The organism is Bartonella machadoae (assembly GCF_022559585.1).
In the GTDB taxonomy this organism is placed as follows: Bacteria; Pseudomonadota; Alphaproteobacteria; order Rhizobiales; family Rhizobiaceae; genus Bartonella; species Bartonella machadoae.
On sequence record NZ_CP087114.1, the window covers coordinates 2,611,892 to 2,625,446 of the forward strand.

At 37.7% G+C, this 13,555-nt stretch carries 6 protein-coding genes and 2 pseudogenes; 4 read left to right on the forward strand and 4 right to left on the reverse strand.

Annotated features, from left to right (window positions below; translation table 11 throughout):
* Nucleotides 1-205 precede the first annotated feature (205 nt).
* Nucleotides 206-2,167 carry an autotransporter assembly complex protein TamA gene (locus tag LNM86_RS12335; RefSeq protein WP_241439024.1) on the forward strand — a complete coding sequence of 654 codons (1,962 nt, stop codon included), beginning with the start codon at nt 206-208 and terminating at the stop codon, nt 2,165-2,167.
* Nucleotides 2,167-6,814: pseudogene (locus LNM86_RS12340) on the forward strand (translocation/assembly module TamB domain-containing protein). Before LNM86_RS12335 ends, LNM86_RS12340 begins: the two are co-directional and overlap by 1 nt.
* Nucleotides 6,815-8,052: 1,238 nt before the next feature.
* On the opposite strand, the pseudogene LNM86_RS12345 reads toward LNM86_RS12340, so the two are convergent.
* The 4 genes and pseudogenes from LNM86_RS12345 to infC all read right to left on the reverse strand — a co-directional run.
* Nucleotides 8,053-8,207, reverse strand: a pseudogene (locus tag LNM86_RS12345) (integrase arm-type DNA-binding domain-containing protein); the annotation flags it as partial.
* Nucleotides 8,208-8,634: 427 nt separating this feature from the next.
* Complete coding sequence (locus tag LNM86_RS12350; protein WP_256460926.1) at nt 8,635-9,030, reverse strand: ATP-binding cassette domain-containing protein; 396 nt, start codon at nt 9,028-9,030, stop codon at nt 8,635-8,637.
* 58 nt (nt 9,031-9,088) lie between these two features.
* Nucleotides 9,089-10,855 (reverse strand): ABC transporter ATP-binding protein, encoded by a 1,767-nt coding sequence (locus LNM86_RS12355; RefSeq protein WP_241437898.1) that lies wholly within the window; start codon nt 10,853-10,855, stop codon nt 9,089-9,091.
* Nucleotides 10,856-11,072: 217 nt separating this feature from the next.
* Nucleotides 11,073-11,591 carry a translation initiation factor IF-3 gene (infC, locus tag LNM86_RS12360; protein ID WP_241437899.1) on the reverse strand — a complete coding sequence of 173 codons (519 nt, stop codon included), beginning with the start codon at nt 11,589-11,591 and terminating at the stop codon, nt 11,073-11,075.
* 191 nt (nt 11,592-11,782) lie between these two features.
* Between infC and LNM86_RS12365 the strand changes: the two genes are divergently transcribed.
* Together LNM86_RS12365 and LNM86_RS12370 are read left to right on the forward strand one after the other, a co-directional pair.
* Entirely contained in the window at nt 11,783-12,574 is a 792-nt protein-coding gene (locus tag LNM86_RS12365) for an alpha/beta hydrolase (RefSeq protein WP_241437900.1), read from the forward strand.
* Between the two features lie 174 nt (nt 12,575-12,748).
* Nucleotides 12,749-13,540 carry an alpha/beta hydrolase gene (locus LNM86_RS12370; protein WP_241439025.1) on the forward strand — a complete coding sequence of 264 codons (792 nt, stop codon included), beginning with the start codon at nt 12,749-12,751 and terminating at the stop codon, nt 13,538-13,540.
* The last annotated feature ends 15 nt before the right edge of the window (nt 13,541-13,555 follow it).

Genomic DNA, 13,555 nt, shown 5'->3' on the forward strand with positions numbered 1-13,555 from the left:
TACGCTACACAGCCATGCTGGATATTTTAAATATTAAGGGAAGAAAATGTTATGTTTTACAAGAAAAGAATGTGATTAAAAATGTGATTAAATATGTGAAATATCTAGGGCAAGGTATATTTATCTTTCTTTTTTAACGCTATTTATAGTACGACGCTATTTATAGTATAAGGTGATGTGAAGTGTATTGAAGGTATCTGATTTGGTGGTATATCAGGTGGGTGTTTTTTTTAAATCAGGGACCATACGCAATCTATTGATAGGTTTATGCTTCGCTTGTGCTTTTCCTCAATCACTTGCGGCGTTTGAATTATTTGGTATTCCTCTTTTTGGTCAAAAGAAAGCAAATTCCTCTTCGTATAATGGCAACGCTACAGAGAAATTTTATAAAGTTGATGTTGTTGCACCACAGGGAGCACCATCTGAAGGGATTAAAATCGTTAAATCTGTATCTTCTCTTGTTTCTGATCAAGATAAAGCATTTAGTTCTTCTGGTTTGTTAGCGAAAGCGCGTTCAGATTATCGGACAATTCTCTCTGCTCTTTATGCTGATGGGCGTTATGGTGGTGTTATTAGTATTAAGATTAATGGGTTAGAAGTTGCTGATTTGAGTCCGATAACGCAGCTTCCTGCACAATCTCATATTATTATTACGATTAATGCTGGCCCCCAATATGTTTTTAGTACCGCAGGTATCGATAAAGTTGCTCCATTTGTAAAATATAAAACCAAGAGAATGCCTAAAATTGAAGAATTGGGTTATAAAATTGGGACTATTGCCAAATCTGAAACCATTTTGAAAGCAGAGAGATGGGCGACTGAAGGGTGGCGTCGACAAGGTTATGCTAAGGCTCAAGTTGTGAAGAATGAGGTCGTTGCTGATCATGCTACCCATCTCATTGATGCGCAGATTACTGTTGATCCTGGGCGAGAAGCTTATTATGGCCCTTTACGTGTGCGTAATATTAGTAAGAAGCCAAGTGTAGATTCAGCCTATATTGCATGGATGACGGGATTGAAAGAAGGTCAAAAGTACGACTCTGATGCATTAGCCAAGGCGAATGAAAGACTTGCACGACTTAATGTTTTTCGTGCTATGAATATACGAGAAGCGGACACAATAAATCCTGATGGTAGTTTACCGCTTACACTCGTTTTAGAAGAACGCAAACCACGTCGTTTTGGTATAGGTGGTGGTTATTCAACATTAGATGGTGCTGGTTTTGAAGCTTATTGGATGCATAACAATCTTTTTGGTCACGCAGAACACCTTAAAATTGAGACAAAAATAAGCGGTATTGGTCGCAAAAAAGAAAAATCATATAATCCAAAGAATTTTGATTATCTTCTTGGCGGTATCTTTATAAAGCCTGGTATATTTACTCCTGATACAGACTTGAGATCAGAACTAAAAATCCAGCAAGAGGTTCTAGATAATTACACAACAAAAGCCATCAAAGGGAAGCTGGGCTTAACGCATATCTTTAATGGTCATCTCTCGGGACAAGTTGCTGTAGAAGTTTCCAATGGTTATTCACGCGATATCTATTTTGGCAGCCGTAATTTTACAATGATAGGCTTACCGAGTAGTTTGATTTACGATAGTCGTAATAATAAGCTCAATACGACAAAAGGTTTGTATGGTGAAGTGTTTATTGAACCTTTTTATGAAATACGTTCTCACAATTTTGTAACAAAAATGACTGTAGAAGGTCGTTCTTATTGGGCACTAGATGAAAAGGAACGTTTTGTTTTTGCCGCACGAGCAAAGCTTGGTACAATTCTGGGAAGCAATACAGTACAAGTTCCTTCTGATACACTCTTTTTTGCTGGAGGAGGAGGGTCTGTTCGTGGTTATGCTTATCGCAATATTGGGATCAAAATAGATAATGACGCTGTTGTTGGTGGGCGATCACTTGTTGAGGGTACAACAGAGTTACGTTTTTCTTTAAATGATAAAATAGGGCTTGTTAGTTTTCTCGATGGAGGATTGGTAGGGGAAAAGGCGCAATTTGATTTTTCTCAAAAAATTAAATGGGGTGCTGGTATTGGAGGTCGTTATATGACAGGTCTTGGGCCTTTGCGCGTGGATTTAGCTGTTCCTCTTAAGAGAGAGAAAGGTGATCCTCGCATTGGTTTTTATGTGGGAATAGGACAAGCATTTTAATGAAAAAAACTGTACGTTTATCGGCTTTCTTATTTGGATTTTTATTTTTTTTACTGAGTGTTCTTGTTTTTGCGCAAAGAGGCAATTCATCCTCTAGAGAAGTGACAGCGGGTAATCGCTCATGGTTTATTTCTTTAATTGAACGCAGACTTTCAGCGCCTAATCGCCAAGTCCGATTATATAATGTGCGAGGAGCACTGTCTTCTCAAACATCAATTGATACGATTACTGTGAGTGATAAAAAAGGTGTCTGGCTTAAAATTACCAATGCTAAAATGGATTGGAGCCGTTTATCTTTGCTGAGGGGGCGCATGAATATTAACCAGCTTTCTCTGGAAAAGGTTACAGTTTTACGCAAACCACAAGGCAATTCTTCTTTCATGTCTTCTCTTGAAGCGAAGAAGCTTTCTTTACCAAAATTACCCCTTGCCATTTCTATCGATACCCTTACCGCTCAACATGTGATGTTTGAACAGGAACTTTTTGATTTTTTTGCTGATGTATCCTTAAAAGGGAGTCTTACTTTAGCCAACGGAATTTTTGATGCTGATTTGGCAGCGCGTCGTCTAGATGTACAGGGATCTTTTTCTATTTTAACAAAAATATCCAAGAGCAATCGTACAGCGAAAATTGATATTTCTGCTGATGAACCGCAAAATGGTATTTTGGCGAATATTTTTAAAATTGAAGAACGTCCAGCATTAAATTTTACCATTAAAGGTGATGGTACTTTTGATGATTTGCCTATCAAGCTTTCTTTAGAAGTTGATCACAATCCTATTTTAAATGGCGATGTTATACTTGCAAGCGTTGCAGAAGGGCACAGTCTTTCTACTAAACTCGTGGGCACGCTTAGCTCTTTAATGCCTCCTCAATATCGGAGTCTCTTTAAATCTGATGTCACGTTAAAAGCAGAGGCAAGAATGACAGAAAAAGGTGTGACACACCTTGATCATATGGTGATTGAGGGTGAAGCGATGAATGTTGTTGCCAATGCTGAAATAACAGCAGATGGTTTTTTGCGACGGCTTTTTATTGATGGCAAAATGGCTCTTGATCAGGAAAATGGAGCGACGCGTTTAACAACATCAGAAGGACCAATGCATGCTGATAATCTTGCTTTGAATATTGACTATGGTCGTGAGGGGCAACAATCGTGGAATGGTCAGCTTGTTTTACATCATTTGCGCAATAAAAATATTCATATTCATGATGCACTTTTTGTTATGGGAGGAGTGAGTGAGAACCTCGATAATCCTGCTTCTCGTCACGTCGGCATTCAAGTTAAGGGAACGCTTCGAGGGATTGAAGATAGTAAAGGCACGCGGATAGAGGGTCTAGGACAAACAGTTGATATACATTTAGATACAGATATTGTTTCTAGGAATCCCATTTTGATTCATGATTTGAGTATTACAGGTCAGGGTTTTTCTGCTTGGTTAAAAGGAAAAATGGATCACTTTGTTTTTAAAGGTGATCTTGGTTTAAAAGCGCAAACACTCGTTCCTTTTAGCGCGTTTGGTAAACAGCCACTCTCTGGAAGTGCAGATATTAAAGCCAAGGGAATGATCGGCTTGATCGATGGTATTTTTGATCTGGAATTATCAGGGATGGCCGATAATATGCAAATAGGCACAGACTCTTTTAATCGTTTATTGAAAGGAAAAATGACCCTTTCAGGAGGTATTGTACACAACAAGATGGGTTTCATTTTACGTCATTTGGATTTGAAAAATAAATATGCAAACGTAAAGGCAGATGGTCATTTTTCAAATGAAAATGCTAAGATGGATTTGTCTGCACAAATATCTGATCTCACCAAAGTGGATCCAAGAATAAAGGGTGCGCTCACACTCCGTAGTACTGCGAGAGGGCGCAATAGTCTTATAAAATTTAGCACACAGGCTCACGTTGCTGAAGCGTTTTTGGTTGGAAAAAAACTTCAAAAAACAACACTCACGATACAAACACTTATGGATAATACATCATCAGTCCCTTCTTTAACAGGGTCGATAAAGGGTGAAGGAACTTTTGCTAACAAGCCGTTATCTTTATCTGCTTCTTTTAAGGATTCTAATCACATTCGTAAACTGGAAAATATCGACATTAAAGGGGGAAGCGCAAAGATAACGGGTGGTCTTTCTCAAACAGAAGGTTTGGTAAAAGGCGTTATGCATATTGATGCTGATGATATTTCAGATCTTGCTGCGTTATTTTTACAAGAAGGGAGCGGAAAGATAAAAGGAGATTTTATTTTTGATGAACAAAATGGCAAACAAAAAGCCAATTTAAAGGCGAATATTAGCCGTTTAAGTTTTGCAAAAAATAAAATTAAAAAATTGGAAGTCAAAGCAGATATATTTGATCCTTTTGGCATGACACAGCTTGAAGGTTTTATCAATGCAGAGCATATCCAAACACCTTTGATGGTGGTTAATCGTTTAAATGCTCAGGCCAATAGAAAGAATGAGCAAACAGCTTTTACTGTTCAAGCAATGTTGCATAATAACACAAATGCACAGCTTTCTGGACATATGACTATGGTAGGACTTTCAGAAGGGATAAAACGAGAAGTGCAGATTGAAACGATAGATGTAAAACAATCTAATCTTCATATGACATTACCTCAATCGGCTACGGTTGTTTTTGATAAAGACGGAATGACGGTAAATGAATTAGAAGTTGCGGTTAATGGGGGTAGGATTGTGCTTGCAGGTAATGTGCGAGAGACTCTTAACTTGCAGCTTAACATGAATGCGCTTCCTGTTGCTTTAGTGAATCTATGGAAATCTGATCTTGGAGCGGCTGGTACTGTAACAGGGCAAGTGATGATTCGAGGTCATTTAAAAAAACCTGATATAACCTACGATATAAAAGGTGAGGGGCTAACAACCCTTGCTCTTCAAGATAAGAAAATCATGCCTTTTATGCTCACGGCTACAGGTAAGACAGTAGATGAAAATCTGAATTTGAATGCAAATTTAACAGGGGAGGGAGTACAAGCACAAGCTAAGGGAAGTCTCTCTTTAGAGGAGAACACACTTAATTTGCATGTTAATTTGCAAGATTTGTCTGCACGTGTCGTTAATAGTTTTATTGAAAAGCAAGCGCTTGAAGGAACGATTGTCGGCAAGGTTAATATTGGTGGAACAATAAAGGATCCCTCTGTTGATTTTGAACTTTCCAGTCAAAGCTTTACCGCTATGACGCATAAAGGACCTCTGTTGATTAATATGCATGCTCGTGGTTCTTACAAAAAGTCGATTATTCATATTGAGAATGTGCAAGCTGCAGGAGATAAAGGACTCGATCTTTCCATTAATGGACCTGTTTCTTTAAAAGGTTCAGCAACCAAATTGAACATTAATGGAACAATGCCTCTTGCTTTTATGGATTTTTTGTTAGCTAAACGTGGTGCACATGTAACGGGCACAGCAAGAATTGATACAACTCTACAAGGAACATTATCACAGCCACAATTGCTAGGAAATTTTTCTGTAACCAATGGTAGTTTTTCTGATTCAAAAACAAACTTGGGACTGAACAATATCACAATTGAAGGCAAATTAAACGGTGACCATATTCTTATAGAAAAAGCGTTAGCTTCTTCTTCAGAGGGCGGAAAATTATCTGCCTCAGGCCGTATCTCTAATGATCTACAACCAGATTTGATGTTTGATCTCGATCATGCCAATTATAATGATGGCTCGATGGTTTTTGCAACATTGTCAGGCAAGATGACAATGACAGGTCATTTTTTAGATAATCTTGTTATTGGTGGTGATATCACAGTTGAAAAAGCTGAAGTTTTGGTTCCAGATCATTTTCGAAATGCGAAGTTTCTTGATGTTAAAAATAAAAATTTGACAAAATCGATAAAAAAAAACACTTGAACGTGCTGAAGTTAAAAGCTCTGGTCAAAACCGTGGTGCTTCTCAAGACTCTTCTTCTGTTGTGCTGTTAAATATGCGGCTTAGTGCACGCAATCAATTTTTTGTACGTGGGCGCGGGTTAGACGCTGAACTGGGAGGACGCATCAATATAGCAGGCCCATTGAATGATGTTCATCCTGTTGGTGAGTTTCAGATGATTCGTGGGCGTTTTGATATTCTTTCCCAGCGCCTTAATTTTGAACATGGACAGGCGAGTTTTAGTGGGAATCTTAATCCTACCGTTTATTTTGTGGCAAACAAGAACAGTGGTGACATTCGTGTCACTGTTACTGTAAGCGGAACAATTGATGATATTGATGTTTATTTTTCTTCACAACCTAACTTGCCGCAAGATGAAGTTTTGGCGCGTTTAATTTTTAATCGCTCTCTTAGCGAATTATCACCATTCCAGATTGCACAGCTTGCGGCAGCGGCAGCGGAGCTTGCCGGTGCTTCTAATACATCCTTATTGAATACTCTACGCTCTAAAATTGGCCTTGATGATCTTGATGTTATCGTTGATGAAAAGGGCAATACGGGTTTGCGTGTTGGACGCTATATACACAACAACATTTATTTAGGCTTTGAGGCGGGATCAGATGGAAGGACAAAAGGAACAATTAATTTAGATATTTCACGTCATCTCAAAGCTAAAGGCGCGATAGGGAATGAAAAGAATTCTAGCATTGGTATCTTTTATGAAAAAGACTATTAGAAATTGAAGCTCTGAAATCCAATTGCTAGGTTTTTTTTATATCTTACTCTCTAGGTCATAGGAAGTTTGCCGCGTAAAGCGAAATTTCATGAAAGAAAAAATTTTTATCGAATCATAAAAAGATATATCTGAAGTATTTGATTTTTTTACCACGTTTTTTGATAAGAGAGAGCCTGTTATTGAGAATGGTGTGTTATTGTGCCACTGATTTTTGTTTTTTTGATATCTCTCGTTGTCCTAATCTTATCCCATGATGCTGCCCATGAATAAATGATAGAATACAAACTCCATGAGTTATCACTCTCTTTTACGGTTCTAAGCGAGTGGCTAGAGTCATTGTTTCCTTTTCCAGCCTACAATGTGGAAAAGAATTGATTTATAATGATAATTCATGGCTTTGCATGTTGAATAAGAGACCCGAATATCCTAAGGTTTTCTCATTTCAAATCTGCTTATGCTGAAGTAATCGAAACCATTCCCTTGGACATCACAAGTGAAATTATCGCGTGGATAAAAACACGAGAAGAAGGCGTAAAAATACCTTTAATGAAATCGTCTTAATGTAAAGGGTATTGCAACATTGGGGGCTTGGACATGTAATGTTGGTGCTGGTTTGTTATGTATTGAGAAAATTCATGAGAGTCATATTCATTCTTTTCTTAAACGCTTTTTGATTCTCTTGTGACTTGCAAACACACCGATTTCTCTGATTTTGAATGCAAGGATTTGTAATGAGAATATTTGACGGTGTTGGTTTTCTCGTTCAATAGAAAAAAATTCATTATAAATGAATATGTTGTCTTATTTAAGCGATAAGGGGATGACAGATAGTTTTATACTTTCCCTTCTGCTTATCACTTCTTCACATGTTAAGCTTCTCTCATAACGTGCAGCACAATCTATAACGAACAATAGAGGGATAAGTATAGAAGGGTAGTCTTGGTCATTACAGATTCATTATCATAATCATTGATAAGTTTTTTCTTTATATTCGCTTTCTTTTCGCACATTAGCGAGAATATTTATGGATATTGGATCACATTTTAGATGACAAAAAGTCTCACTATCGAGTCTTTATTTTAAAATGAGGTGATTTTTTTTACAAAGGGGCAGACAAGTTTTTTATTTTTCATGGGAATTCTCACAATTTTTAAAACGAACTCTCAATGTTTACGCGTCATTCTTATTATGCAATACTTCTCCAAAAGTGCATTCTTGTTTTTTATGAGGGAATATGGTTCTTTAATGGGGTCACGACTCTCATTCAAAACAGACCGCCATTGAGTTGCACATTCTTGCGCTTGCTTTAAAGAGACATTTCTCAAAGCACATCCAAGCCCATTTCACGATGCTGTCCGTGAATGGTATAGCGGTAAAGCCATTGAGCACCACCCGTAACTCACATCATTTGTCATTTTTGACTTCTTTGTGCTATTGGACAGTTCTCAAAACCTATTAAAATATGGGATTTTCTAATGGTGTCTTTAGAAATATCCCTAGGGGTCAGCGCGCTTTTCAATGTGGGTTGGTACAAGCCAGCACCATCGTACTCTTTGTCAGCTTCCGACAGCCCGTGGTATTTAGATGATTCATAAGAGGTATTTTTGCTTCTTTCTCTAGAGTTTTTTACCCACACACCAACCTCGCTTATGATGTGCAAATAATTGATTATAATTGATACAAAATGAGATGATTTAAGATAAAAGAATCTTACAATATTTGGAGATCTAATTCAATAGGCAAAGCAGAAAATTATCATTATAAATCAGTATGTTGTCTATCAATTTCTTCTATTAAATTTTATTGAGATGAATAGATATCTAGGATGTTTGCTTTTCGAATTGGATGTTATGGAGTTTTTTGTAAAAACCGTTTTCTTTTTTCAGTAATTCTTTTTGGGTCCCTTGCTCAACCACTTTTCCGTTTTGTATGACAACAATTTTATGGGCACGAGCAATCGTTGAAAGGCGATGAGCGATGATGATAGTCGTGCGCCCTTTGGTGAGATGATGAAGGGCTTCATTAATTTGTGCTTCAGTTTGTGAGTCTAAAGCACTTGTTGCTTCATCAAAAATGAGAATTTCACCATCATGAAGCATTGCCCTAGCGATAGCGATTCGCTGTTTTTGCCCACCCGAAAGATTACAACCATTATCGCCTATCTGCTCGCTCCTATTAATACTACACTTTTCCAAGATAACATTCTTGTTTTTTATGAGGGAATGCGGTCCTTAACCCTTTTTTCTATTAAATTTTATTGAGATGTATAGACATCTAGGATGTTTGCTTTTCGAATTGGATGTTATGGAGTTTTTTGTAAAAACCGTTTTCTTTTTTCAGTAATTCTTTTTGTGTCCCTTGCTCAACCACTTTTCCGTTTTGTATGACAACAATTTTATGGGCACGAGCAATCGTTGAAAGGCGATGAGCGATGATGATAGTCGTGCGCCCTTTGGTGAGATGATGAAGGGCTTCATTAATTTGTGCTTCAGTTTGTGAGTCTAAAGCACTTGTTGCTTCATCAAAAATGAGAATTTCACCATCATGAAGCATTGCTCTAGCGATAGCGATTCGTTGTTTTTGCCCACCCGAAAGATTACAACCATTATCGCCTATCTGCGTATCATACCCATTGGGGAGTTCCATAATAAAGTCATGGGCATTGGCTGTTTTCGCTGCTTTGATGATATCATCATCACTAGCCCCTTCTCTTCCTAGTCCAATATTATATTTAATGCTTCCTTGAAAGAGAAACGTATCCTGTCCTACATAAGCTATTAAATTGCGAAGAGAACGGAAAGTCGCATAGCGGATGTCTTGATCATTGATCAATATGCGTCCTTGTGTCGGGTCATAAAGGCGCATAATTAAATTAATAAGGGTTGATTTTCCTGTTCCGGAAGGTCCTACCAATGCGGTCATTTTTCCAGGTTCTATTTCTAGATTGATGTCTTTCAACACTGTTTTATTATCTGAATATGCAAAAGAAACATTTTCAAAACGGATGCCTCCTTGTTTTTTATCCAGATCTTTAGCTGTTTCATGTTCTATAATCGTGAGAGGATGATCGAGTATTTCGTACATTGTACGGATATTAACCAAGCCTGCTTCAATTTTAACACGTACATTTGCCAGCCTTTTTGCTGGTTCGTAAGCAAGAAGCAAGGCGACAATAAAGGACATGAATTCCCCTTGAACACCTGTACGTTGGGTAGCAAGATACCCGGAAAAACAGATAATACCGGCAATAGCAACACCAGCGAGTGTTTCCATAATCGGATTTGTAATGGCTTGAAGCGTTGCAATAGTATTTGCTTGTTTTTCAACATTACAAATGGCTTTTTCCATACGTTTTTTCATGAGTTCTTCTAATGAAAAAGCCTTAATGACTCGAATACCAATAGAACTTTCTTGTACAATCTTGATAATTTCACCAATTGACAGAAGTTCTTTTTCCACAAGACTACGAACATGTTTTAAAGCCATGCGGACTCCGAAAAAAGCTAGTGGTCCCACTATTAAGGTAATGGCAATCAACGTAAAATTTTGAATCAACATGACAAGCAACAGGCCACTAACGGAAAGCAAATCACGCACAAAAGTTGTGATAATTGTATCAATGATATTACGTATGGCCGTCGCATTGTGGGTTACACGGACAAGCAGGTCAGATGAAGTGTTGTTGTGATAAAAAGAGACGCCCTGTTCCATAAGACGTGCATAAATTTTACGCTGTTGTTCAGCAACGATGCTGTTACCTGCTTTACTCAAGAAGTAAGTTTGAGCAAAAGTCGCCATTCCTTTGAGAATAAAAATGAAAGCAATGATACTAGAAATTAAAACAATCAGAGCAAAATTTTGCGCATCAATAATAGAGTTGACAACATCACGCATAATCCATGCGCTAGCCGCAGTTGTAGCAGAAATAATGATCATCGAAAAAATCGCTGCACTATACCAACGCGCATGCTTATAAAAATTTTCCCGCAAAAGTCGAATGATAAGATGTTTATCAAAAGTAGAAATTTGTTTTTTGATCATGAAGCGCTTCTATATTTTATTGTTCTTTTATGCAAGATTGAAGCACTCTCATTCAAAGAGATTTAGTCTTTAATATAAAAAAAGCCGTTTATTCAATAAAGATTCTGATACATATCAACCAGTTATTCAAAAGCACCACCACTTTGTGATGCTTTTAAATCATACCCTACACACCAACTCTAAATAATTTGTATTCTCTACATAATTGCCATAAAAATTATTTTGCTGCTATTACCATCATCATTTGACGACCTTCGAGTTTTGGTTCAGATTCGATTTTGGCGATTTCACTTGTATCTTCTTTAACACGTTGAAGAAGCTTTAATCCAAGATCTTGGTGCGCCATTTCACGGCCACGAAAACGCAAAGTAATCTTCACTTTATCGCCATTACCAATAAAGCGGTGAATAGCTTTGAGTTTAACGCCATAATCATGGACATCGACATTTGGACGCATCTTAATCTCTTTGATTTCGATGACTTTTTGTTTTTTACGTGTTTCAGCTGCTTTTTTTTGGGTCTGATATTTTAGTTTTCCCAAATCGATAATTTTACACACGGGCGGTTCGGCATTTGGTACGATTTCAACCAAATCAAGCCCTGCTTCTGCAGCCATAGCAAGTGCTTCTTGTATTGCAACAATACCCTGATGTTGTCCCTCATCATTGATAAGCTGGACGCGAGGAACTCTAATATCTTGATTTGAACGTGGCCCATCTTTCTGGGTAGGTGTCATTTTAAATGGTCTACGAATGGTTTATGCTCCTTAATTTTGATTTATCTAACACGTAATTTAATATACAATTATACACAGAAAGACAACTAGAATTCGTGCTTTTTTCATATTTGATTTATGACTTTAAGGTCTAATTTGGAAGTCAAAATTTTTCTTTTATGAGTAAAAGTATTTTATAGAGGAAAAGAATAATGGATGAAAATATTCCTTGCCAATTTTTTTCATTTGAAGACACTGCTCTTGCGGTACGCTATCGTAAAGGGTGTGGCTCTCCTGGTTTGGTTTGGCTTTCTGGCTATCAATCTGATATGTTAGGAAACAAGGCGATGTTGGTTGATCATTTTGCTCAGAAGAATGATCTGTCTTGTTTACGTTTTGATTACTCTGGTCATGGAGAGTCTGGGGGTGATTTTTTTCAAGGAACGATTTCACGTTGGGTTAAAGAGAGTTTAGCGATTTTTGAAACCTATTGTGAAGGACCACAAATTTTGATTGGTTCCTCTATGGGGGGGTGGATAGCTCTAAAGCTTGCAATGATGCTAGCGCAGAAAAACAAAAGGCTTGCCGGTATGGTATTGATTGCACCGGCTCCTGATTTTACGCAAACATTGGTAGAACCAGCGTTAGGTCCAGAGGAATGGAGAATTTTAGAAGAAAAGGGGTATATCGAGCGACCAGCAGTTGGTGATGCAGAGCCGATGCCCTTTACAAAAGCGCTCATTGAAGATGGACGAGACAACTGTGTCATGAAGGGATGTATAGATGTTGGATGCCCAATCCATATCTTACAAGGGATGGAAGATGAGGATATACCCTATCAACATACATTGACTTTATTGAATCATTTACCTTTACATGATGTGACATTAACACTCGTTCGTGATGCAGATCATCGCTTTTCGCGTCCGCAAGATTTGGACTGCCTTGAAACGGTATTGAGATCATTGATTGACCGAATTAATGGAGAGGATCAAATTCATTGATGATAAAGATATTGATGAAGATATAATATATGACCATTTCTGAACAGCATTTTATTTTCTTTGGTCGCGTTGTGCCTCTTTCATATTTGATTTATGACTTTAAGGTTTAGTTTGGAAGTGGAGATTTTTCTTTTATAAGTAAAAGTGTTTTATAGAGAAAAAGAATAAAGAATGATGAATAATGATATTCCTTGCCAATTTTTTTCGTTTAAAGATACAGCTCTTGCCGTACGCCACCGCAAAGGCAGTAGCTCTCTAGGTTTGTTTTGTCTTCATGGCTATCTATCGGACATGTCAGGAGATAAGGTGATGTTTGTTGATCGTTTTGCTCAGAAGAACGATTTGTCCTGCTTACGTTTTGATTATTCTGGGCATGGAGAATCAGGGGGTGATTTTTTTCAAGGAACCATTTCACGTTGGGTTCAGGAAAGTTTAGCAGTTTTTGAAGCTTATTGTGAGGGGCCACAAATTTTGATTGGTACCTCTATGGGGGGATGGATTGCTTTAAAGCTTGCTATGATGCTCGCACAAAAAAATAAGAGGCTTGCTGGCATGGTTTTGATTGCGCCAGCTCCTGATTTTACAAAAACACTGATAGAATCAGGGTTGGGTCGCAAAAAGTGGAAAATTTTAGAAGAAACAGAGCATATTGAACGATCAGAAATTAGTTATACAGAACCGGTTCCCTTTACAAAAGTATTTATTGAAGATGGACGAGACAATTGTGTCATGAAGGGATGCATTGATGTTGGATGCCCAATCCATATCTTACAAGGGATGGAAGATGTTGAGATACCCTATCAACATACATTGAATCTACTGAATCATTTGCCTTTACATGATGTGACATTGACACTTGTTCGTGATGCAGATCATCGTTTTTCGCGTCCGCAAGATGCGGATTGTCTTGAAATGGTGTTGAGGTCATTGATAGACCGAATTAATAGAGAGGATCAAATTCATTGATGATGAAGATATAAT